At 54.3% G+C, this 22277-nt stretch carries 20 protein-coding genes; 6 read left to right on the top strand and 14 right to left on the bottom strand.

Going from position 1 to position 22277, the window contains the following annotated elements; genetic code table 11:
- Positions 1–64: 64 nt before the first annotated feature.
- Positions 65–1672, bottom strand: coding sequence for a tetratricopeptide repeat protein (locus RUDLU_RS0102770; RefSeq protein WP_019986822.1), 1608 nt, complete (start codon positions 1670–1672; stop codon positions 65–67).
- 36 nt (positions 1673–1708) lie between these two features.
- On the opposite strand from RUDLU_RS0102770, the gene RUDLU_RS0102765 reads away from it, so the two are divergent.
- Entirely contained in the window at positions 1709–2047 is a 339-nt protein-coding gene (locus tag RUDLU_RS0102765; protein WP_019986821.1) for an STAS domain-containing protein, read from the top strand.
- Here RUDLU_RS0102765 and RUDLU_RS26835 read toward each other — a convergent pair.
- The 3 genes from RUDLU_RS26835 to RUDLU_RS0102750 all read right to left on the bottom strand — a co-directional run bounded on the left by RUDLU_RS26835 (position 2022) and on the right by RUDLU_RS0102750 (position 4242).
- A complete protein-coding gene (locus RUDLU_RS26835; RefSeq protein ID WP_019986820.1) occupies positions 2022–2771 on the bottom strand; it encodes a DUF4184 family protein in 750 nt (249 codons plus the stop codon). The genes RUDLU_RS0102765 and RUDLU_RS26835 overlap by 26 nt on opposite strands.
- Positions 2772–2831: 60 nt before the next feature.
- The gene (locus tag RUDLU_RS0102755) at positions 2832–3191 is read right to left on the bottom strand and encodes a response regulator (protein WP_019986819.1); all 360 of its coding nucleotides are present in this window, start codon (positions 3189–3191) and stop codon (positions 2832–2834) included.
- Between the two features lie 178 nt (positions 3192–3369).
- Positions 3370–4242, bottom strand: coding sequence for a lysophospholipid acyltransferase family protein (locus tag RUDLU_RS0102750; protein ID WP_019986818.1), 873 nt, complete (start codon positions 4240–4242; stop codon positions 3370–3372).
- 119 nt (positions 4243–4361) lie between these two features.
- On the opposite strand from RUDLU_RS0102750, the gene RUDLU_RS0102745 reads away from it, so the two are divergent.
- Positions 4362–4952: a WbqC family protein gene (locus tag RUDLU_RS0102745; protein ID WP_245581614.1), complete on the top strand. Its 591-nt coding sequence runs from the start codon at positions 4362–4364 to the stop codon at positions 4950–4952.
- 193 nt (positions 4953–5145) lie between these two features.
- A complete protein-coding gene (locus RUDLU_RS0102740; protein ID WP_019986816.1) occupies positions 5146–7674 on the top strand; it encodes an ATP-dependent Clp protease ATP-binding subunit in 2529 nt (842 codons plus the stop codon).
- A gap of 80 nt (positions 7675–7754) precedes the next feature.
- On the opposite strand, the gene RUDLU_RS0102735 is transcribed toward RUDLU_RS0102740, so the two are convergent.
- Positions 7755–8465 carry a hypothetical protein gene (locus tag RUDLU_RS0102735; RefSeq protein WP_019986815.1) on the bottom strand — a complete coding sequence of 237 codons (711 nt, stop codon included), beginning with the start codon at positions 8463–8465 and terminating at the stop codon, positions 7755–7757.
- 253 nt (positions 8466–8718) lie between these two features.
- Between RUDLU_RS0102735 and RUDLU_RS0102730 the strand changes: the two genes are divergently transcribed.
- Positions 8719–10179: a glycoside hydrolase family 30 protein gene (locus tag RUDLU_RS0102730; RefSeq protein WP_019986814.1), complete on the top strand. Its 1461-nt coding sequence runs from the start codon at positions 8719–8721 to the stop codon at positions 10177–10179.
- Between the two features lie 138 nt (positions 10180–10317).
- Entirely contained in the window at positions 10318–11310 is a 993-nt protein-coding gene (locus RUDLU_RS0102725) for an aldo/keto reductase (RefSeq protein WP_019986813.1), read from the top strand.
- A 195-nt stretch (positions 11311–11505) separates the two neighbouring features.
- On the opposite strand, the gene RUDLU_RS0102720 is transcribed toward RUDLU_RS0102725, so the two are convergent.
- Positions 11506–12369 carry a glycerophosphodiester phosphodiesterase family protein gene (locus tag RUDLU_RS0102720; RefSeq protein WP_019986812.1) on the bottom strand — a complete coding sequence of 288 codons (864 nt, stop codon included), beginning with the start codon at positions 12367–12369 and terminating at the stop codon, positions 11506–11508.
- Between the two features lie 93 nt (positions 12370–12462).
- A complete protein-coding gene (locus RUDLU_RS0102715) occupies positions 12463–15654 on the bottom strand; it encodes a TonB-dependent receptor (RefSeq protein WP_027302699.1) in 3192 nt (1063 codons plus the stop codon).
- Between the two features lie 467 nt (positions 15655–16121).
- Here RUDLU_RS0102715 and RUDLU_RS29565 point away from each other — a divergent pair, with 467 nt between their 5' ends.
- Entirely contained in the window at positions 16122–16286 is a 165-nt protein-coding gene (locus tag RUDLU_RS29565) for a lmo0937 family membrane protein (protein ID WP_019986810.1), read from the top strand.
- A 90-nt stretch (positions 16287–16376) separates the two neighbouring features.
- Here RUDLU_RS29565 and RUDLU_RS0102705 read toward each other — a convergent pair whose 3' ends face one another.
- The 7 genes from RUDLU_RS0102705 to RUDLU_RS0102675 all read right to left on the bottom strand — a co-directional run bounded on the left by RUDLU_RS0102705 (position 16377) and on the right by RUDLU_RS0102675 (position 22267).
- Positions 16377–17846, bottom strand: coding sequence for a Gfo/Idh/MocA family protein (locus RUDLU_RS0102705; RefSeq protein ID WP_019986809.1), 1470 nt, complete (start codon positions 17844–17846; stop codon positions 16377–16379).
- A gap of 61 nt (positions 17847–17907) precedes the next feature.
- Positions 17908–19188 carry an MFS transporter gene (locus RUDLU_RS0102700; protein ID WP_019986808.1) on the bottom strand — a complete coding sequence of 427 codons (1281 nt, stop codon included), beginning with the start codon at positions 19186–19188 and terminating at the stop codon, positions 17908–17910.
- On the bottom strand, positions 19181–19756 hold the full coding sequence (locus tag RUDLU_RS0102695) for a hypothetical protein (RefSeq protein WP_019986807.1): 576 nt from the start codon (positions 19754–19756) through the stop codon (positions 19181–19183). Before RUDLU_RS0102695 ends, RUDLU_RS0102700 begins: the two co-directional genes overlap by 8 nt.
- 2 nt (positions 19757–19758) lie before the next feature.
- On the bottom strand, positions 19759–20202 hold the full coding sequence (locus RUDLU_RS0102690; RefSeq protein ID WP_027302698.1) for a DMT family transporter: 444 nt from the start codon (positions 20200–20202) through the stop codon (positions 19759–19761).
- A 56-nt stretch (positions 20203–20258) separates the two neighbouring features.
- Positions 20259–20681: a DUF4174 domain-containing protein gene (locus tag RUDLU_RS0102685; RefSeq protein WP_019986805.1), complete on the bottom strand. Its 423-nt coding sequence runs from the start codon at positions 20679–20681 to the stop codon at positions 20259–20261.
- Positions 20682–20720: 39 nt separating this feature from the next.
- Positions 20721–21491: an oxygenase MpaB family protein gene (locus RUDLU_RS0102680; RefSeq protein ID WP_019986804.1), complete on the bottom strand. Its 771-nt coding sequence runs from the start codon at positions 21489–21491 to the stop codon at positions 20721–20723.
- A gap of 23 nt (positions 21492–21514) precedes the next feature.
- Positions 21515–22267: an OmpA family protein gene (locus RUDLU_RS0102675; RefSeq protein WP_342663116.1), complete on the bottom strand. Its 753-nt coding sequence runs from the start codon at positions 22265–22267 to the stop codon at positions 21515–21517.
- Positions 22268–22277 lie beyond the last annotated feature (10 nt).

Below are 22277 nucleotides of genomic sequence, written 5' to 3'. Positions count from 1 at the left end.
GAATTGGAAGTAATACGCTCATTATAAGTTGCTGACGCGAGGGCCTTCGACAGCGTCCTTAGTTTTACCACTTCAAAAGCAGACGTAGGGTGTACCAGTCGAAGGCGTAACCGGTACCAACGGCCGATGCGACGTTGCTGGTTTGGTACTTCAATGAAGTCTCAAAATGGTTGGCCCGGAAACCAACCTCGCCCTGGACCCGGAAAGCGGGTTGCCAGGCCTGCGTTTCTATTTGCTGCATACCGACTCCAGCCTGAGACTGAAAATAGAACCGGGATAAGTGAGGTAAAGCGGTGCTGTAATCGGCGAAAACCTCCGAACTCAGGTAGCGATTAGGGGCGAAATAAGCCGTAATCGTATTGTTGGTGAAGTGAAGGGCCGAGATGTTCACGCCCGCCTTCAGAGTTGGCTCCGTACGGAACAAGTGATAGAGTGACCCGAAAAACTGATACCGCTGATTCTGATCGGTCAACATACCGAAGCTCCCCTGTGAGTAAATGCCCGTTTTACCACTCAGCAGAATATGGGTTACGTAGCCGAAGTTATTGCTGCGGATGTTTTTCTCCAGTAGGGAAGCTGTGTAGTTGAGCACATCGCCGTTGTAATACAGCCCAATCATCCGGCGGTCGTTGGGCTGGTACTGAATCGTTTGCTTGCCCAGTAGCCCGCCCATTGGCCGACCCACCTCGGGTCGTATCGTTTGTAAATGTAAATCGGTTTGGCCACTCCAGGCTTTGTTGAAGCGCTCGTTAATCGTTACATGGGCAAACTGTGAAGTGGTTTTCTGGCCTTCAACCGAGGTGATTGCCGAGGTGCCGGCACTCAATCGAAACCGGTAACGAACACCGTCGTGTTGCTGAAACCACGCAATTTGCTCGATGCGGGTGTTTTTGGCGATGTCGCTGAAATAAACGAATTCAGTACCGGCATTCTGAAACTGGGCAGCCTTTAGTTTTTGCGTAAACGAGTGATACTCAGTCGCTGAGAACAGCGTTTGATGTTGCTGCATGGTTTCGCGCGAACGCTTTATTTCTTTCTTCCCCAACAGCACTTCCGAGTATTCCTTCAGGTAGTGTTTGTCCGGAAAAGCCCGAACCAGACTATCGTAAAAGGCTAAGCCCTTAGTATAGTTGCCGCTGGTTGTGTACAGGCGGGCTTTAAGAACCAATCGCTGCGCTGGGCTGAGTAGAGAATCCTGGGCTGATAAAAACTGAGCCGCTTGTTTGGTCTGACTATTCCAGAGCATAGCGTTGAAATAGTTAACCGTAGCGCTGGGGTTCGTCTTATTCTGCGTCCAGGCTTCGGCTGCGTAGTAAAGGGCCTTGGCTGGCCGATGATTCATGAAAAGGGCGTAGGATAAGTTGATCCGGGCGATTGTGGGCTCATAATTCAGCAGCAACAATTCTTTGTATACATCAACTGCTTCGCTAAAGCGATTGCTCTGAAGCTTCAAATCCCCCTTGAATAATAGAATGCCCGCGTCCTTCGGATTTTTGGCCAGGATGCTGTCTAGCTGAATGATGGCGGCCGAATAGTTCTCCTCCTTACGCAACTGAACCGCCTTCTGAACGTATGCTTCGCGTTGCTGGCCGGTTAATTCCTGAGCCTTAGCCGTTACATGGAGCCCAATTATATGTAGACAGATTATGATATAGATTGGATAGCGGTTCATATTTTTGAGGGGATCTTTCTAAAAAGTCACACGAACATGAGCATTGTCAGCGGTCCATTTACGATCATGGATTATGAGAAGGACTGTTTTCGAATCAAGGTTAGCGGTCAGCTTACCGGCGCGGAAGCCGCTTTATTGCGTATGGAGGTCGCGGAAAGCGCTTGTAATGGCTACGACGTCATTTATCTTGATGCCAAAGAAGTGACCGAGATGGACTTGTCGGGAATCAATGAAGTCATCAATTCGCACTACACACTCGATAAGGCATCCAAAAAGCTAATCTTTCTGTACAAAAAGGATTCGCCGGTCGAAAGCTGGGTGGCTACCACGGCGCTCGATAAGTTTGTCGCTACTGCGATTGTTCCTGCCAGCTAAACTCCTCGAAAGCCTTGAAGAGCATCGAGACACCAATCAGCGCGTAGACCAGGCTGCCCATACCCGCAAAAAACAGATCCCAGAAAGTCTGATGATCCGGCAGGCTTATCCATCGAATAAGCAGCAGGGTTGCGGCCGAATTGATAATGGCCCACCAGTACAAGGGAGAAGGCGTTCCGGTGGTGTCGGGTACGGTGGGCAGTGTAGCAACAGCCCGATACACCAACCAAAGCCCAATCACGCTGCTGACCAACTGAACAACCATATAGCCAGGTATGCTATGCTGGAAAAGGGTTAGTTTGGCCTGGAGTAAGGGAAACCATTGCACAAATACGCCGTCGTGATGTGCGAACCCATCCAGAAACAGGTGGGTCAGCAGCCCGACCAGGCAGGACAAGAAGACCCTCATCTTATTGTTCAGGGCGTAAGAAACCCAGTTGAAACCGGCAAACGGAGCCAATCGAACCCGGAACCATTTGGGCAGGTGCGTGATGAGCAGATCCCGAACGTAATGATGAAAAAGCACGCTCAGGAGGAGGGCTACCGGAACGTCGAACAGGAAAAAGCCAATTGGGTGATGCCCGATGTTTTCGGCCACCTGCATCCGTAAAATAAACTCGAAGTCGGGTACCATACTGCCCATAACCAGCGCCGTCAGCGAGAAGCCATAGCGAGCCTGTTTCAGGGGGAGAATTGCGGCTGGATGAGCGAAGGTGAACGGCATGTCAGGAACAAATCAAATCTACAGATCGTAAATACGGTCGGTGTGCGATACGATAATAGACTACGCGCTGATGATCGAAGCAACCTCCTGTCGGTTGGCATTACCTTTGAGCAGGTAGTCGAGCGAACCGTACTGAAGCGCATCAATGGCGACTCCCAGGTCTTCGTGGGCAGTGCAAAACACAACGCTGATCTTCGAATTGTAGGCTTTGATTTTCTGGAGAACCGTTAGTCCATCCATACCTTCCATCTGGTAGTCCAGAAAAATCAGCTCGGGGTTCAGGTGAAGATTCTGAAAGCATTCTGCACCTGACGAAAAGGTGGTGATATTCGTGAAGCCCAGGTCGTTCAGGATTTGGGTAAGCATGGCCGTCCAGAACGGGTCATCGTCAACTACAAATGTTTTTTTTGCTGAATTCATCCTCTCGTCTGATTTATTGTTTCTTCTAATCAGCGTATAACGAATTCAATGCCGAAGTTTTAAGATATTGATAGTGAGATAGTTGACTTTTTCTCGCAAGGTGTTTTGTTTCCAAATTCTGGAAAGTCGTCCATAGTAAAGATGAGGGCGGTATTGAGCGCAGCCTATTTTCGACTGTTTATCCTCGTTGCTTCCCTCTGCCCACGTATTCTTCACGCTGATGTTTCCACCGCTTGTGCGACCAAAGCCAGTCGGAGGGGGTGGCTTGAATGGTGCGCTCCAGCCGGTCGCGGTACCGGGTCAGAATGGCTTCATCAGGCAGGTCATTGTAGGGCGGCTCGGCCAGCGTATGCAACGTAACATCGTAGTAGCCCCGGCGTACCCGTACCATTTCGACATAGAAAACAGGGAGTTGCAACGAGCGGGCCAGCTTTTCGGGGCCCGGATAAAACGCGGTTTCGTGGTTCAGGAAGGGAAGCCAGTAAGCCACCTCGGGCGAGGCCGGAATCTGATCGGCCACCAGCGCAATGGCACGGGGCACATGCCGACGTACGGCTACGTCGCGCAGGAGCCGGTGCATCGGAATGGGGTTTACGCCGAACGTAGACCGGATTTCACGCATCAGGTTCTCAAAAAATGGGCTCGACAGTTGCTTGTACACACTGTCGGCAATAATGCCGTTGAGCTGTGCCGAAGCGGGGAGCCACTCCCAGTTGCTCTGGTGCGAAGCCAGAATGATAACGGGCTGCCCGGCAGCAATCCGGCTGCTAATGAGTTCGGGATTCTGAAACCGAACCCGCCGAAGCAGTTCGTCGGCGCTCAGGGCGGGGAGTTTGATCGTCTCCACAATCAGGTCGGTCAGGTTGCGGTAGAACCCCCGCGTGAGCTTGTTTATGTCATGTGCCGACTTCTCGGGAAAAGCGGTAGACAGATTCTGAACGATCACCTGGCGTCGGTAACGAACCACGTAAGCCAGTACAAGGTACAGCAAATCCGACAGGGCGTAGAGCCACGAAAAGGGCAGTCGGGATAACCAATGGAAGAAAATCATAATTCTGCCAAAATTAGTTGGAGTGATTTCTTTTTTTTCTTTAATTGGTAAAAAGTTGAGTTACGTTGGAAAACAACACCCCGTCGCGTTTACTGATTGAATTGCCTTTTTTACCCTGTTTGGATTTTTTTGTGGGTATGCTCACGCACGATGAGGTGCATCTTGAGGCCCACGAGCAGTACCAGAAACAGAGTTACCGAAACCGGTGCTATGTGCTCACGGCCAACAAGATTGACTGCCTGACGGTACCGGTAGCCGGGGCCACCAACCATCAGCCCATTCGCGAGGTTCGGATCGACAACGGGACGGCCTGGCAACAGCGGCACTGGCGGTGTCTGGAAAGTGCCTATCGGAAGGCGCCTTTCTTTGAGTACTACGCTCCCCAACTGGAGGCCGTTTATCGTCGGGAGTGGAAGTTCCTGTTTGACATATCGTGGGAGATGCTGACAATTTGTCGGCAAATGCTGGGGATAAAGACCGCACTTTTGCTGACAGAATGGTACCAGAAAAACCCACCCGATGGTACATTTGACGCACGTTCGCGGATGAACGCTAAGAATCCGCCCGATAAGCCGCTGTTTTACCATCCGGAGCCATACATGCAAAACTTTGGCCCCCATTTTGCCCCCAACCTGAGCATAGTAGATCTTTTGTTCTGCATGGGGCCGGAAGCGAGGCAATATTTAACGAGTGAAAGAGTGAAAAAGTGAAAGAGCGCAATAAACGAAGCGAAAACCTTCGTTTATCCGGCTCGTATCGTTGCTGGAGGAACCCAAAACAGGATTATTTCAAAAAAATCACTCTTTTGCGCATTCACTCATTCACTCGTTCACCCATTGAACAAACCCGATTTTTATTTCGTTACCCCATTATAAGACGCACACGACTGGAGAGCCAAAGCGAATGGATGCAAAATTTTCGAATCGCGTTAAAGAAGTAATCACCTTGAGCCGGGAGGAAGCCCTCCGGCTGGGTCACGATTACATCGGCACCGAACACCTGCTGCTGGGCATGATCCGGGAGGGGGAAGGGGTGGCCATCGGCTTGCTAAAAAAACTCGGAATATCGCTCGACGAACTCCGGGTGACTATTGAGCAGGCGACGAAAGGAACGGCCACCAACAATGTAAAAAATCTGGCGAATATCCCGCTGACCCGTCAGTCGGAGAAGACGCTCAAGATTACGTATCTGGAGGCCAAAATCTTCAAAAGCCCGCTGATTGGTACTGAGCATTTGCTGTTGTCCATTCTCCGCGACGAAGACAATGTAGCCACGCAGATTCTGAACAAGTACAACGTTAATTACGAAGTGATTAAGGAGATGCTGGAATATCAATCATCCGGAACCCGTCCACACATGGGACCTGAAACCGACGACGATGACAACGATCGGGGGATGTTTGGCGGAGGTGGCAGCACCGGCCAGGGCAAGGAAAAAGGGGGCGAGAAATCGCGTACGCCCGTCCTTGACAACTTTGGCCGTGACCTGACCAAACTCGCTGAACTCGGCAAACTCGACCCAATCGTTGGCCGTGAAAAAGAAATTGAACGTGTGGCCCAGATCCTGAGCCGCCGGAAGAAAAATAACCCGATTCTGATTGGTGAGCCTGGCGTTGGTAAAACTGCTATCGCGGAAGGCCTCGCCCTGCGTATCGTTCAGAAAAAGGTATCGCGGGTGCTGTTTGGCAAGCGCGTCGTTACGCTCGACCTGGCTTCGCTGGTAGCCGGTACCAAGTACCGGGGTCAGTTTGAAGAGCGGATGAAGGCCGTAATGAATGAGCTGGAAAAGTCGCCCGAGGTGATTCTGTTCATCGACGAGCTGCACACGATTGTGGGCGCGGGCGGTGCCTCAGGTTCGCTTGATGCGTCGAACATGTTCAAGCCGGCACTGGCTCGGGGCGACATTCAATGCATTGGCGCCACTACACTCGACGAATACCGTCAGTACATTGAGAAAGATGGTGCCCTGGCCCGTCGTTTCCAGATGGTGATGGTCGATGCGACGTCGATTGACGAAACGATCGAAATCCTGAACAACATCAAGGATAAGTACGAAGATCACCACCACGTAAACTACACGCCGGAGGCTGTTGAGGCTGCGGTGAAACTGTCAGAGCGGTATATCTCTGACCGGTTCCTGCCCGACAAGGCGATCGACGTACTCGATGAAGTAGGTGCCCGCGTACACATCTCGAACATCACGGTGCCCGAAGATATTCTGAAGCTCGAAGAGCAGATCGAGAATATCAAGAAGGAGAAAAACCAGGTGGTGAAGAGCCAGAAATACGAAGAGGCCGCTCAACTCCGCGACAAGGAGAAGCGCCTGATCGATCAGCTGGAGCGTGCCAAGCAAGCCTGGGAAGAAGATACCAAGAAGCGCCGGTACACGGTCAACGAAGACAACGTAGCCGAAGTGGTGGCTATGATGACGGGCATCCCCGTAACGAGCGTTTCGAACGACGAAGGCAAGAAGCTCATTAACATGGGCGAAGAGCTGAAAGGTCGGGTAATTGGACAAAACCCCGCTATCGAGAAACTGGTGAAAGCCATTCAGCGGACGCGGGTGGGTCTGAAAGATCCGAAGAAACCGATCGGCTCATTTATCTTCCTCGGCCCAACCGGGGTTGGTAAAACCGAGTTGGCGAAAGTTCTGGCCACCTACCTCTTCGATAAAGAAGACGCGCTGGTACGGATTGATATGTCGGAGTACATGGAGAAATTCAGTGTAAGCCGACTGGTAGGAGCTCCTCCGGGCTACGTAGGCTACGAAGAAGGCGGTCAGCTGACCGAGAAGATTCGTCGGAAGCCGTACTCGGTGGTGTTGCTCGACGAAATCGAGAAAGCACACCCAGATGTGTTCAACATTCTGTTGCAAGTGCTCGATGATGGTATCCTGACTGATGGTCTGGGTCGCCGGGTCGATTTCCGCAACACGATCATCATCATGACCTCGAACATCGGGGTGCGTGACCTGAAAGACTTCGGTGCTGGTATTGGTTTTGCTTCGCGCAGCCGTACCGAGAATCAGGACGACATGATGAAGAGCACGATTCAAAGTGCGCTCCGGAAGGCGTTCTCGCCCGAATTCCTCAACCGTCTGGACGACGTGATCGTGTTCAATTCGCTGCAACGCGAAGACCTGCATCAGATCATCGACCTGCTGTTGGCGAAGTTGCTGGGCCGGGTTACGAGCCTGGGCTACAAGGTAGAGCTGACCGAGAAAGCGAAGGATTTCCTGGCCGAGAAAGGCTACGATCCGCAGTATGGTGCCCGCCCGCTCAACCGCGCCATCCAGCGTTATCTGGAAGATCCCGTTGCGGAAGAAATTCTGAAGGGTGATCTGAAAGAAGGCGATGTAATTCTGGCCGACTACTCAGGCGAAGGCGAAGCCCTGACCATTTCAGTGAAGAAGCAGGAAGTTGTTGAAGAATAATTTGTCCTGACAGATAGATTCAAGCAAAAAGGCCCGAACGTACGTTCGGGCCTTTTTTTTGTCAGCTTAGTGTCGGTAATCTATTTGTTAGCCAGGTCAACACATTCCTGATCGAACATAAACACGTGGTAACAGAAGTCGCGCCAGGCGAAGTCTTTGCCGTATTTGGTCATCAGGCCTTTGCAGGAGCTGAACAAATCGACAAAAGCCTTGTCGTAATCTTTCTTTTTCAGCCGAAACGTTTTGCCGTTGGCGCGTACATAAAATGACTTGTCCATACCACCGGTAACCTGCACACCCGCAAAGCCGACCCCCATAGTCTCGGCTGCGAAAGGGTCATTATACACCCGAATCCGCGACTCAAAGCCCGGATTTACCAATTGTAGCAGAGCCTCGCGCCGGGGTTCGTCGAGCTGTTCATTGTAAAACAGGACGAGGTTCCGGGCCGATTCATTGACCTGGTTGCGCTGCATCTTGGCGATTGACCGGGTGCTTTCTGAGATGGAAGCCAGTTTGGCATAGTCGGATGGTGTGAGACCCAGCTCCTGAATCTGTTCGGCGCTGTACGAAAACTTCTTGCCATCGGCCGTTTTACCGGCAACATTAACAATGAGGCCGCGCTTACGATCCAGATCGTCGAGGGTGAATTCAACGCGCTCGCCGGTTTTGAGCACCAGATAACCCGGCTTGCTGCCCGAATAGCGTTCGATGGGGGGCAAAAACTGTTGGGCAGATGCGCTCACTATAAACAGACCTTGAAGCAGGCAGAGTGTTAGGAGATGTTTAAACATGCAGAGTTTTGGAAAATGTGACAGTAAATGAGTTAGTGCCTGTATGGCAAGTTGGCTCGAAAGATACAGATCAATTGGCGGTATGGAGCCCAATCGGAATAAAGCACTTCGTGAACGGTTACCTAATTTTGGAGCACTCGGGTAGCCTGGGTGTTTTGTCGCTCCTGAATGGGTATGTGCCAACCTAAATGGGCTTATCTTCGCAGGCTCCGCTGACGCGTAGTACGGTTCAGTCGGGGCAATCACCGTTCACATGCACGACTCATTTAAACAAACCCTGTTTGGCGTACTGATGGGGTGCGCGCTGGTAACGCAGGTCATGGGGCAGCAGACCCCGGCCCGTTCATCGGCAGCATCGGTTTCGGTATGGCTCACGAATCCCGACGATCCGGCGGCCTTGTTCGTCAAACAGCCTGGCACCCTCCGATTTGATGCGGCTATCAAGTCTGTTTCAGACCCAATTATTACGGTCGATAAGGCGCAACGGTTTCAGTCAATAGATGGATTCGGCTACACGTTGACAGGTGGCAGTGCTCTGTTGCTGAGCCGGATGGGCCCCTCGGAGCGGGCGGCTCTGCTCCGGGAGTTGTTTGGTACGCAGGGCAACAGCATCGGGGTGAGTTATCTGCGGGTAAGCATCGGGGCATCGGACCTCGACGAGCGCGTGTTTTCGTACAACGACCTGCCCGACGGACAGACCGACCCCAAGCTGGAACGGTTTTCGCTCGACCCCGACCGGCAGTACCTGATTACGGTTCTGAAACAGATTCTGGCCATCAACCCGGCCATCAAGATTCTGGGATCACCCTGGTCGCCCCCGGCCTGGATGAAGACCAACGGTAGCTCAAAAGGGGGCAGCCTAAAGCCCGAGTTTTACGATACGTACGCGCAGTATTTTGTGAAGTACATCCGGGGAATGCAGGCCGAAGGGATCCATATCGACGCCGTGACGATTCAGAACGAGCCGTTGCACCCCGGCAACAATCCCAGTTTGCTCATGCTGCCCGAAGAGCAGGGTTTATTTATCAAAAAAAGCCTCGGTCCGGCTTTCCGGGCGGCCAGGATTCAGACCAAAATCGTGTTGTACGATCATAATGCCGACCGGCCCGATTACCCGATCTCGATCCTGAACGACCCCGAAGTAAAGCCTTATGTCGACGGGTCGGCGTTTCATTTGTACGCGGGGCCTATCACGGCCCTGTCGGAAGTACACAAGGCGCATCCCGACAAAAATCTGTATTTCACCGAACAATGGACGGGGGCACCGGGTAATCTAAAAGGGGATCTGGGCTGGCACGTTAAAAACCTCATTATTGGGGCTACGCGCAACTGGAGCCGGACGGTGCTGGAGTGGAATCTGGCGGCCGACCCCCGGCAGCAACCGCACACGCCGGGGGGGTGCACGCAGTGCCTGGGGGCACTCACACTCGACGGTAACGCTGTAACCCGTAACTCGCCGTATTACGTGGTGGCGGTAGCCTCCAAGTTTGTCCGACCGGGTTCGGTTCGGGTTGGCTCCGAGGGTCCGGATTCATTGCCAAATGTGGCGTTTCTGACGCCTGATAAGCGCTGGGTACTCATTGTGTACAATGACACAAAAACGGCGCAGTCGTTTGCAATCCGGGAGAACGGAGCCCTTGCTCGAACGTCGTTACCGGCCGGAGCTGTTGGCACGTACGTCTGGGGGGCAATTAGGCAGAAGCCGTCCAAATGAATTCTAACTACTGGACATTAGATAGTAGACGTTAGACCTTCATACAGAAAAGTAGTAAGTCTAACGTCCAGTGTCTGAAGTCCGAATGTCCAGAAATGAGCAAATGATCTATCGAAACCAGTAAATAGTTTACAATTAATGGAATATCGGAAGTTAGGAGAAACTGATCTGGCCGTGTCGGCCATAACCTTCGGGGCCTGGGCCGCCGGTGGCTGGATGTGGGGCGGCACCGAACGTCAGGGGGCTATTGAAGCCATTCGGGCTTCGTATGATCTGGGAGTAACCTCGATTGATACGGCCCCAATCTACGGGCAGGGCACCAGCGAAGAGATCGTTGGGGAGGCTATCAAAGGCATTCCGCGCGACAAGGTGCAGATTCTGACCAAGTATGGGATGCGCTGGGACTCTACCCAGGGTGATTTTGGGTTTAAGAGTCAGGACAACGACGGCAACCCGATTGATGTGTACAAGTACGCCGGTAAGGAAAGCATCATGAAGGAGTGCGAAGATAGCCTCCGGCGGTTAGGCACCGACTACATAGACTTGTATCAGATTCACTGGCCCGACAAAACAACCCCGATCGAAGAGACGATGGAGGCTGTATTGCGGCTTATGGAGCAGGGGAAGGTGCGGCAGGCCGGGGTGAGCAATTACAATGTGGAGCAGATGAAGCGGGCCGAGTCGGTTTTGTCGCTCGCTTCTAATCAGGTGCCGTTCAGCATGATCAACCGGGGGATTGAAGACGAGCTGGTGCCGTATTGCATTGCCCACAAAAAGTCGATTCTGGCGTACAGCCCCATGGAGCGGGGCCTGCTGACGGGGAAAATTAAGCCTGGTCATCAGTTTGCGCCCGGTGACCATCGGGCGGGCTACCGGTTCTTCAACCAAGAGAATATCGCCAAGACAGATACCCTGTTGAATGCCCTGAAGCCATTAGCCGACAGTAAACAGGCTACTCTGAGTCAGTTGGTGATCCGCTGGACCATCGAGCGGCCCGGTATCACGGTGGCACTGGTAGGGGCCCGCAACGCCGAGCAGGCCATTCAAAACGCCAAAGCCATTGAGGTAAAACTCTCTGCCGACGAGATCGCATTCATCAATGCGCAGTTCGAGACACTTATTTTTGCTTAGCGTATCTGTCTGGTCGATAACCAGATTATTTAGGCGTGCGTTATGGGTCGAAGCCTTTTCAAGTGTTTGGTTTTTAGTTAATTAATGGTGTATAGGGCTTTGACTCACGGTTGTATAACAAGAAATTCGGCGGGCCGAAAGGAGTCATAAAAACTCTTTCCGGTCCGCCGAATTTCTTGTTGAAATAAGCCCGACCTAAAACAGATTGGGGTAGTCGGTGATGATGCCGTCGACGCCCAGTTTTACCAGATTACTGATTTCTTCTTTCGTATTTACCGTCCACGGGATGATCTGCATTCCTTTCTGGTGGCAGGTTTTTACAGTTTGGTCGGTTACGCCCTTGTAGTAGGGGCTATAGGCAAACGGCGTAAATCCGAGTGCGGCCAGGTTTTCGTCCACGGTTTTGGCGTTGGCGGTCAGGTACGCAATGGGTACCTCCGGGTGCTGTTTGTGAATAACCTGCAACGGCCGCACATCAAACGACTGCACATAGAACCGCTTGCCCAGCTTTTTCTGGCAAATCGGCAACACCAGATCCACAAACTCCTGTGGGGCTGGGTGCGATACGTTATCCCCCGCCGGAGCCGATTTTATTTCAATATTATACCGGGGCAACGGCAGCCCCTTTGTGCGGGCGTAGGTGTCAACCGAGTCGATCAGTTCAGCCAGCAGGGGTTTGTAGGCCTTAAATTTTTTCTGATCGGGAAACTGAGCGTGGGGTCGGCTACCTACATCAAACGCCCGAATGTCGGCGTAGGGCATCTGGTACAGGTTGATGGATTTCTGCTCGGCCTCGGTCACGGGCGTGCCATCGGGTTTGGTCGAAATACTCGCGGCCATGTAGTGGTCGTGCGATACCACCACCTGCTTGTCTTTCGAGATTACCACGTCCAGCTCCAGGGTTTCGACACCCACATCGAGCGCCTTTTTCATAGCGGCCACGGTATTTTCAGGCATCAGGCCCCGGGCGCCCCGGTGTCCCTGACGGTCGAGTTTGGTTTGGGCAAACGTGAGTTGGGCGCACAACAACAGGCCCATCGCACCGATTGATTTGAACATTGAGTTTGGGGTTGGTTTATGAAAATGGTTTTGCGTGTAGGGTATCGATCCCCAAACGCAAAACCGGAAAAGAAGCTTCAACTACTGCAACCGTTAAAATCCGTAACGAATACCGAGCTGAACCTGGAACGGATCACCAGAAGGAGTAACCACTCCGGCCGTGTTGACCCGGTACACGTAGCGGGCATTGGTCCGGTCGAAGGGCGAAACGGCGGGCGTGCTACCCGATGCCGGAATCCCCAGCGCGTACAGGGCCTGCGACCCGAGCGTGCGGTTGGTTCCCCAGCTCTTCTTGAGGAAGTTGGCGAAGTTAAAGATGTCGGCCGATACCTCGATTGTGTGGTTCCGGTACACCCGTACCCGCTTGCTGGCCCGAATATCGAAGATACCGTAGAACCCGTTGATGCCTCCGTTGCGCTCGGCAATCTGCCCAGAGTACCGATTAATATAGTCTTTGATACTCTGGCTCGCATTGGGGTTGTCCAGAATAGCCTGCAAGCCCGCGCGTACGTTGGCCGGCACGCTCTCGCTGTTGCGGTCGAAGATAAACGCCAGGTCATTTTGCCCGGACACAAAGTCGGCGTTGCTGTTAGCCCCCGACAGGAGGGTGTAGCGCGTGCCGCCCAGCCCCGAATACCGCACCCCTACCGATACGCCCCAGAACGTAGGCAAGGTGCCATACACGACTACTTTGTGCCGGAAATGGTTGTCAGAATAGGTTACGCGGCTCAGGTTGCGCGGGTCGTCGGCAACGGGCTGCACCAGGGTAGCCGTGTTGGCTACGTTGCCATTGTACGAGGTGTTGTCGCGGGTATCGTTCCAGGTGTAGCTGGCGGTAAATTCGCCATCGCGGAAATACCGGTACGTAGCATCAACCACGGCGGCAAAGTTGTTCACCTTACCGTCGCTGGTCAGCTCAAGTACCCGGCCCAACCGTTGACTGATGCGGCCCTGCAACCAGTCGCCGGCACCGTTGGCGGGCATAGTGTTGAGCGGCACGTACACGCCCCGGTTACCCTCGTTGGCGAGCCGGAAAAAGGGCTCCGTCACCATGTTCCGGTCTACGTAGGTGTAGTTGTTGCGGGCCAGCGACATAAAGCCCGACAGGCTCACTTTCAGGCGATCGGTCACAAACCGGGTGTACGAGAGGTTGGCTTTGTACAGAACCGGTACGCGGGCGTTGGCCCCGGTCATGTTGATGGTGGGTAGCTGAAACTGCCCGAGCGAGGGAATGCTGCTGTAGTTGGCCCGGTAAGCCGCAAAGTCGGGCGTAGGCACGTTGGCCCCGCGAACATCGACCGTAGCCAGATTGGTACCGTCGAAGGTCAGGTTGTTGATCAGTACATAGTTGTTGATGTCCGAGGCAAATACCCCGCCCCCGAGCCGGATAATGTCGCGCCGTTGCTCGTTCACGTCCCAGGTAAATTGCAGGCGTGGCTGTGCCACAAACGACCGGAGCCGGTTGTCGGTGCGCAAATTCAAGTCCTGCAATACGGCCTGATTGAGAGCCGCTTTGGGGTAGTGAGCGTAGTCGAAGCGGAGACCGGCCGTCATGTCGAGGCCGGTGGCAAGCCGGGTACTCATTTGGCCGTAAATCCCCGCGTTCCAAATGCTACCGCGCACGCTCCAGTCGTCTTTCAGGGGTACCTCGCGGAAGTACCGGTAGGGCTGGAGCCGCTCAAATTTGTCGAGGGCCGACAGCGACCCGTCCACGGTGAAGTGGAACCGGCCGTTAACCTCGCTACCATACACCGAATTCGAATGCGTGTACATCAGGTCGGTGCCAAACGTAAACTGGGCCTTGTCGGTATTGTAGTACAAGTTGTTGACCAGTTGCAGCACGTTGTTTTTGAAGCCTTCCTGCGCAAATCGGTGTCCACCCATCTGGATGTTGGTCGAGCGGTTTGCTCCCCCGACAGTCGACACCACGTTTTCGACAATGGCCCGTGGAATGTTGGCCGAGGGCAACTGATCGCCGGGGCTGCTGAGCTGGTAGGTGTACAGGTGCTGGAATTTCAGTTCGTTGGTGACCCGTGGGCTTACCGAGGTGCGCAGCGTGGCCAGCATGCTGTTATCCCAATTGAAGTCGTTGCCGTACGATTCGTAAATATTGATCGAGGTATTATCGGCCAGGCCCAGCTTGTTGCGGTCGCTCGTGAAGTTGTTGCGGATGGTCAGCAGGTTTCGGTTGTTAATCTGCCAGTCGAGCCGCAGAAAACCCGCGTTGGAGCCACGCACCTTGTCGAACTGCCCGTATTGGGGTGTGTTGGCCGTGCCGTACAGCGAACGGGCAATACCCACAAACCGGTCAAGCGTGGCCCGGGTTACGTTGAAACGGTTCTCATCAACCGGCGACTGCACGTCGGCTACAATGAGCGGGCGCGAGTCCTGCTGCCGGTCCCACACCACAAAATAGTGCAGCTTGTCTTTGATGATGGGGCCACCCAGCGAGAACCCAAACTGGTTGGTCGAGTACTTGATCGTGCGCGGATTACCCCGGATGTCGTATTTGCTGGCGAGCCAGTTGGCACGGGTGTAGTTAAACACGCTCCCCGTGAGCTGATTGGTCCCCGACTTCGTTACCGACGAAATCAGGCCACCCCCGGCCCGGCCGTACACCACGTCGTACTGATTGGTAATCACCTTAAACTCCCGGACGGCTTCGATCGAGATGGAGTAGGGGGCCCCGCTCCGGCTCGTGGTCGACCCGGCCGAGGTGGGGTTTTTGGCCGTCATCCCGTCGATGGTGAAGTTGGTCGATGAGCCGAGTTGCCCCGACAGGTTTCCACCCCGGCCCGCGAGTGGAGAAAGGTCGGTGAGGGAGGTGAAATTCCGGCCGTTTACGGGCAGGGTTGCAATAGATCGGGCCGAGACGGCGGTTGCAGCGCCAAAGTTTTCGACTTTGTTTTTGAGGCCCGAGGCTACTACATCCACCACGTCGAGATTCTGTCCGCTCTCCTGCATCGTGAGGTTAATGCGGATCAGATCACCCTGGTTGAGCATGTAGCCTGTTTGTTTCTGCTCACCAAAGCCCACAAACGTAGCGCGCACGGTGTAAGGCCCACCGAGTGGGAGCTCTTTGAACGAGTATTCGCCTTTTACGTTTGTAACGGTGCCGGTCGAAAAGCCCGTCGATTCGTTGCGGAGGAGCACGGTTGCTCCGGGTAGCGGTGTTTTTCCGTTTTCGAGCACCACGCCAACTATGGATGTTTGGGTGGTTTGTGCGCGTAGTTCGGTACTGACAAAAGCACTCAAAAAGAGAAGCGAGAATAGTAGTTTTTTCATGAAAGACGGTACGTCTAGTTACCGCTGCAAAGAGACACTCGCTACGTTACGTAGGTGTTACCCCACGATTACCAATTCGTGACCAATTGGGACACAAAACCCCTCTCTCTGCGGGATAGAGGCGGAAAAAGACGCGCTGCCTGCGTCGACACGGACGCCGTTCGATCCATCAACAGACTGATTTATAACGGAGCGCGCGGCACAGCGCCCGGCCGGGGTGGGCATACAAATTGCTTCACATTGCCTGTATCGAATGAAACTCCTTTGGCTAAATAAACAGGTGCTGTGTAGAAAAACCGTACGTGTAGAGAGGTGCCACTATTTTGTAACAGTTTGAGAATCCTTTTCCACAATGTAACGTGATACAATAAACGTTAACATGGGTTAATTGCCTGATAATCAGTTATAAGATAGTTCTGGTATGATATTTATATAAACCCTTAGTACATTCTAACATTCAAACTATCATGGGAAACATACTGTACACCATTGCGGTGATTTGCATCATCCTCTGGCTCATCGGATTCTTAGGTTTTGGTGGCTTTGGCCTTGGTAACCTGATTCACGTTCTGCTCGTTATCGCAGTTGTTGTGATTTTGCTTCGGATTATTCGAGGGAATTCGCCGGTGTAAGATAAACGGAAAAGACAAAAACGGGCGAAGGGAGTCTATGACTGATTTATCAGTCATAGACTCCCTTCGCCCGTTTTTAGTTAATCGAGATTAAACCAACTTCCAGCCTTCGCGGTACTCGCGCTTCACAAACTGGTTGGCATCATCGAAGTTCGTCACCTTCATGTTCACGCCGTCCCACATCAGGCGCTTACGGCCGGGGTAGTCGAAGCTGCGGCTGTTGGCCCGAGGTGTGCGCAGGGTGTAGCTCCGAATGGCGAGGTTACCCATCAGTACCGACTCGGTGAGCGGGCCGGCAAAGTCGAACGATGAGTGCAGGGCTTTGTGCTCCTTGCTGTTGAAGCCAGCCTTACAAGCCTCGGTCCACAAAATCTGGTGGCCGTTTTCGGGCAGTTTGGTTACGCTCTCCGGCTTCGGATCGCCCACGTATTTCTGACCACTCTTGGTGTACAGACGAGGATCGTTGCCGTACAGACCGCAAACGAGCAAGCCTTTGTCGCCGATCATCAACATGCCGTTTTCGCCGTTTTCGGGCATCGGCTCGCCTTCGGGCAGCCATTCGGGCCGGAACGGACGAATACCACCATCGGACCAGGTCATCCGAACGTCCTGCTTATTTTTGGCCGTTGCCGGAAACTTCAGCTCCACGTGCGACGACGGTGGGCAGCCTTCGGGAATATACTCGGGCGTCCAGTCTTTGAGGAATACCGAACCAATGCTGGCCTCCACTTCAGTGGGGTAGCCCAACCGGAGTACCCGGAACGGTACGTCCATGATGTGGCAGCCGATGTCGCCGAGTGCTCCCGCTCCGAAGTTCCACCAGCCACGCCACTTGAAGGGGTGGTACGCTGGCGTGTACCCTACTTTCTGAGCGGGTCCGAGCCAGGTATCCCAGTCGAGGTCGGCGGGGACTTCGCCAGCCGGTGGCGGTACCGGAATCCCCTGTGGCCATACCGGGCGGTTGGTCCAGAGGTGTACTGTATGCACTTTGCCGAGCAGTCCTTTGTCAAACCAGGCTACCATTTGCTCCTGCTGCGGGTTTGAGGCACCCTGATTCCCCATCTGCGTCACCACCTTGTATTTGCGGGCGGCTTCGGTCAGCATCCGGGCTTCGTAGATATTATGAGTGAGCGGTTTCTGCACGTACACGTGCTTACCCAGCTGCATGGCGGCCATAGCCACAACGGCGTGGGTGTGGTCGGCAGTCGAAACCGTAACGGCATCGATGTTTTTGGCTTCCTTCTCCAGCATCTGGCGGAAGTCTTTGTAGCGCGTAGCCTTTTCGTGCTTCTTGAACTGAGCCTGCACCTGTTCGCGGCCCCAGTCAACATCGCATAGAGAGACTATGTTGTTGGCTCCGTTGTTGAACGAATTGTTGGTGTCCGAAAAGCCTTTGCCAGCGATTCCGACGCCAGCAATGTTCAGCTTGTCGCTGGGGGCAATGAACCCCTTGCCCAGCACATGGCGGGGTACGATAAAGAAGCTACTCGCTGCGGCCAGTGCCCCGGTTTGCAGGAACTGACGCCGTGAGGGGCTCGTTGACTGTTCTGACTGATCCATGAATCAGGTGGAAATGTGGTTGATAGTTGCGTGCATGACTGCCCCTTAGCAGTCGGCTAAATTAGAAAGGGTTGCTCCCCTGCATTTTACCCGCAACCGACCGAAAAATCGTCGGCCGACTTAACCACCAGAAACCAGCCGTTGAGAGGGCACAGGCACAGGTCGCTACCCACCATAACGTAACAAACCCCGCCGATCCGGCTATTTGGGCGCCCACCAGCGGACTGATGAGTTGCGAAACGGCCCACGCCATCGAATACAGGGCCATATACTGCCCCCGGTTTTGGGCATTCGACCGGGTAACGGCGAGTGTTTGCATAAACGGCATCGCCAGCATTTCGCCAAAGGTCATGAGCAGGATGGTGACGAGTGCCAGACCCGGCCAGGTACTCAGGGTAAGCCCGGCATAGGCCATGCCGGTAAGCCCCACGCCGAGGGCGATGATGCGGAGCTTGGAGCGGGCTTCGGGCAGGCGTTTTTCGAGGGTAAACACCAACGCCATTTCGACCGCTACAATTAGTAATCCGTTCAGGCTCATGAGCAGGCCAATCTGGGCTTCGCGGAGGTGGAGCACCTGCTTGAAGTAGAGCGGTAACAGGCTGAACATGAGCACAAACGCGCAAACGAAGAGCAACGTCAGGGCCATGACCCGCAGGAAATACCCGTCTCGGTAGGCCGATTGTACAGGCTCGGCATGGGTCGGAGGGGTATGTAGGCTTTCGGTGGAGAGCGGGGTGAGCGGAACCGGCGTTTTTTTCGCGCGGGGTAGGCTCAGGTATAGAACCACGGCCGCCAGAATGCACGTCAGGCCATCGGCCCAAAAGAGCAGGCTATAGTCGATACCGGCCAGAAAACCGCCCAGACCGCCCCCGACTGCCCAGCCGAGGTTGATTGCCAGTCGGTTGAGCGAAAACGCCCGGGTGCGCGTGGCTTCGTCGCTATAATGGGCGATAGCGGCCGAGTTGGCCGGGCGGAAGGTGTCGCCGAGCAGGGTAAAGCAAAAAGCCGCCCCACACATGGCCGTAAAGTCGGTCACAAACTGGAAACCCAGCAGAAACACTCCGCCGAAAAAGAGGCTGTACAACTGCACGGGGGCAAACCCGAACCGGTCGGTCAGGCGGCCGCCGAGGTATGCACCCACAATGGCTCCGCAGCCGTACAAGGCCATCACTACGCCCGTTTGAGCTACGGTGTAGTGCAGATTTTGGGTGAGGTAGAGGCTCAGGTAGGGGAGCACCATGGTACCGCACCGGTTAATGAGCATCACCCCCGATAAAAGCCAGACCGACGGCGACAGGCCCCGGTATGCATTTCGGTACAGCTGAATAACCCGGTTACCCATCCACAAAAATTTTCTTGTCGGTGATAAGGGCGCGGTGCTCGTTCAGAAAAGTCTTGAAAAGCCGGATTTCTTCCAGCTGCCGATCGATGGGATTGGTCAGGGCGTAGCTTTCCACGTATACGTCCTGAAAATCGGTGACCACGTACTCCATAAGCCGAATCCCTTTCGTTTTGAGAGCGTGCAGATACAGGTTCTGATGGTTGTGTACGTACCGGTCTTTCTGATACGAGGAGGTCGTTTTAAGGTCAACGGCTTTGAATTTGCCGATCAGGTCTACATAGCCGTAAAACAGTACATCGTCAATTTCCCACTGGCAATAAACCTGCACATCTACAATAGGCCGGGGGAGCAGCTTGCGTACTTTGGCCAGAATTGTCGGGTCGAACCGCTCCTCGTCTGTGCCTTTGATTACGGCTTCCTCAAACGAGGTGCCCCGTTCCTGCGCGGCAGTGGCAGGCCTGGGCACGCGGTTGACTACGGCCAGTACATCGGCCTCGCTCACCGGGCCACCCTGCAGGTAGCGCGAAAAAACGTTGAGTAGCGTGGGGTAGAAACGGTAGCGAATCATGCCTAATTTTTTACGACAAATACGACCCCCGCAATGATGAGGGCCACACCGACCAATCGCCAGATATTGGCCGGGTGCGACTGAAAGCCAAGCAGTCCGTAGTGGTCCAGAATAACGGCGGCAATCAGCTGCCCGGCCACACTGAGGCTCAGCAGGTTGGCCGGGCCAATTTTCGAGACACTAATAATAACCGTAGTGACGTAACACGCGCCAATGACGCCACCAGTCCATTTCCACCAGTTGATCTGCCGGAGCTCGTCGGCAGTGGGAGTTGGGTTACCTGAAAACAGGTGAACAGCTACCAGGGCAAAAAAGCCGGTGCCGAACGAGATGAGGGCGGCTAAAACAGGGTTGCTCAGGGCGTGCCGGAGCGAGGAGTTGACCCCCGACTGTACGCTGATGCCAACGCCCGTCAGAATAGCCAGAATAAAAAACAGATACTGCATGCAGAGAAGGCAAAACGATACAGTCGCAAAAATAGCGGTTGCCCCCGGCATCCGGGTTACCGGCGGCTCTTTTTCATCTCCTGTTGCCGCATATACATCCCGTCGATGGTGGTAAAGAGTTGTTTGAGCGTAAACGGCGATGACTGACGGAGCTTAACCCCGCCATCTTTCCCGATGAGCAACGCCTGAAAGCCCGCTCCGGGCACGTCGAGCGTGCGGGCGAGGTAGGCTTGGTCGGTGGCGGAGAGGTTGTCGGCCGTTACTTCCCGAATGAGTAAATCACGTTCATCGAGGCCGGGCCGGTCGGCGCTGAGCAGCTGGCGTTGCTGCCGGAGTTCGGGCGAGTTGGCCGAGGGGGCGTACAGAAGTACAATCCGGTTTTTCCATTGGCGTTCGGCGAGCCACTGCCGGAGGGTTGGTTCTGCGGGTAAGGCGTCCATCGGCGAAAGGAGCATAAACAGCAGTAGGAATCGGCACATGGGCAGAGCAGTTTGGTCTCTGTCTAACACGCCCGGCGGCTAACTGTTTCGCTTGTCGAGGGCCCGAATCTGATCGAGGTACTCGGTCGGTAACAAGACCCGCTGCACCACCGACCGCAGCCCGAGGCCGTTGAGAATTCGGTATAGGCCAATGGTTTGAGCCAGCACCGGTTTTTGGGGTAGGGGCAACCGTTCGCTTACGGCTCTGGGCACCAGCAGTGCCTGTGCCTGAAGCAGCAGGTTGTACCGCCAACTGCCCAATTGTTCGCGGTAACGGGCGAAAAGCTGGTCGGTAAAATCGCTATGAGCCAGGTCGCGGTCGAGGTGAAGTTGCCGGTCTCGTTGCCAGTCGGCGTAGGTCGTGGGGAGGTCAGCTACGCCCATGCCCGCGCCCACCGCCCGGAACACCGTAAACAATTCATTCTGCTCGTCGGGCAAAAGGGGCCGGTGCAGTAGGGCATAGGCCCGCTCCGAATAGTCGATGAGCATGTAGAGGACATCGCGGTAGGCCCAGTCGGGAATGGCGTATCCGCGTTGCCGCTCAACCCCGCCATGAATAGCACCCATGCGGTGAACGGCCTGCCGCGCCCGGTCTTCGGGGGCAAATACAATTTCCTGCGCGTATCGAACGGTGGAAAAGAGCCGGGCAATCGGGTCGGCGGGGAGCTTACCGGTGAAAAACAGCCAGTCGACCGCCTTGTTGAGGGCAAATTCGGCCGCCGAGCCGGCAAACACCAGCAGAATTACGTCGGCATCGCCCCAAATACGCCGGACAATCGAATCGGGTTTGACGAAATACGTCGTCGTCATAGTTACGGGTTGGGATTTGTCGTTTACAGTTTCAAAACCACAAATTCAACGCGCCGGTTCTTCTTTTTGTTGTCTTCCGAATCGTTGGGAGCCACGGGTCGGGCGTCGCCGTATCCTTTGGGAGTAAGGCGGTTAGCGGTGATGCCCCGCGTCACGAGATAATTGGTGATGACCCGCGCCCGGTTTTCCGACAGCGCCTGGTTGAGCCGACGGTCGCCCACGTTGTCGGTATGGCCCGCAATTTCAATGGTGAGGCCGGGATTCGTGCGAAGAGTTTTCAGTAGCTTGTCGAGTTGCACGCTCGACTCGGGCCGGAGTACGTAGCTGCTCTGATCGAAATATACATTGTCGAGCCGGATGGCCTGATTGACTTTCAGGTCAGTAAATACCGTATCGATCCGCTCCATAACGGCGATGTGCTCATAAGTGCCGCAAGTATCGCACGACACCAACAAGACCTCCTCGGTTTTGTAGTAGCCTTTTACATCGGTTTTTACCACCAGCGTATCCGTCCGGGTGAGTACAAACCGGAAGGGTTGCCCCGGCTTACTGCTACCCTTGAACGACTTTTTGGCCAGCACAGCCTGAATTTCGTATTGCGCGCTAATGTCTGCCTGCGTTTTTTCGTCGATGGCCCGCACCGTAAAATCAACCGGATTTGCTGCTGTGGTGCTTTGTGTTGCCCCCGATACCGCCGACTGCTGCACATCGGTGCGTTTGACGGTTACGTTCTGGGCCAGCACTCGGGCGTGGGTAATCAGAACGAGAACGCTCAACAGGCTAATC

The organism is Rudanella lutea DSM 19387, assembly GCF_000383955.1.
In the GTDB taxonomy this organism is placed as follows: domain Bacteria; phylum Bacteroidota; class Bacteroidia; order Cytophagales; family Spirosomataceae; genus Rudanella; species Rudanella lutea.
This window is presented reverse-complemented; position numbering and strand designations above follow the sequence as displayed.

Coding starts and splice junctions, on each gene's coding strand:
- RUDLU_RS0102715 (WP_027302699.1), bottom strand. CDS start 15,654: ATGAAAAAACTACTATTCTCGCTTCTCTTTTTGAGTGCTTTTGTCAGT.
- RUDLU_RS0102730 (WP_019986814.1), top strand. CDS start 8,719: ATGCACGACTCATTTAAACAAACCCTGTTTGGCGTACTGATGGGGTGC.
- RUDLU_RS0102750 (WP_019986818.1), bottom strand. CDS start 4,242: ATGATTTTCTTCCATTGGTTATCCCGACTGCCCTTTTCGTGGCTCTAC.
- RUDLU_RS0102700 (WP_019986808.1), bottom strand. CDS start 19,188: ATGGGTAACCGGGTTATTCAGCTGTACCGAAATGCATACCGGGGCCTG.
- RUDLU_RS0102740 (WP_019986816.1), top strand. CDS start 5,146: ATGGATGCAAAATTTTCGAATCGCGTTAAAGAAGTAATCACCTTGAGC.
- RUDLU_RS0102695 (WP_019986807.1), bottom strand. CDS start 19,756: ATGATTCGCTACCGTTTCTACCCCACGCTACTCAACGTTTTTTCGCGC.
- RUDLU_RS0102705 (WP_019986809.1), bottom strand. CDS start 17,846: ATGGATCAGTCAGAACAGTCAACGAGCCCCTCACGGCGTCAGTTCCTG.
- RUDLU_RS0102685 (WP_019986805.1), bottom strand. CDS start 20,681: ATGTGCCGATTCCTACTGCTGTTTATGCTCCTTTCGCCGATGGACGCC.
- RUDLU_RS0102770 (WP_019986822.1), bottom strand. CDS start 1,672: ATGAACCGCTATCCAATCTATATCATAATCTGTCTACATATAATTGGG.
- RUDLU_RS0102720 (WP_019986812.1), bottom strand. CDS start 12,369: ATGTTCAAATCAATCGGTGCGATGGGCCTGTTGTTGTGCGCCCAACTC.
- RUDLU_RS0102690 (WP_027302698.1), bottom strand. CDS start 20,202: ATGCAGTATCTGTTTTTTATTCTGGCTATTCTGACGGGCGTTGGCATC.
- RUDLU_RS0102765 (WP_019986821.1), top strand. CDS start 1,709: ATGAGCATTGTCAGCGGTCCATTTACGATCATGGATTATGAGAAGGAC.
- RUDLU_RS29565 (WP_019986810.1), top strand. CDS start 16,122: ATGGGAAACATACTGTACACCATTGCGGTGATTTGCATCATCCTCTGG.
- RUDLU_RS0102725 (WP_019986813.1), top strand. CDS start 10,318: ATGGAATATCGGAAGTTAGGAGAAACTGATCTGGCCGTGTCGGCCATA.
- RUDLU_RS26835 (WP_019986820.1), bottom strand. CDS start 2,771: ATGCCGTTCACCTTCGCTCATCCAGCCGCAATTCTCCCCCTGAAACAG.
- RUDLU_RS0102680 (WP_019986804.1), bottom strand. CDS start 21,491: ATGACGACGACGTATTTCGTCAAACCCGATTCGATTGTCCGGCGTATT.
- RUDLU_RS0102755 (WP_019986819.1), bottom strand. CDS start 3,191: ATGAATTCAGCAAAAAAAACATTTGTAGTTGACGATGACCCGTTCTGG.
- RUDLU_RS0102735 (WP_019986815.1), bottom strand. CDS start 8,465: ATGTTTAAACATCTCCTAACACTCTGCCTGCTTCAAGGTCTGTTTATA.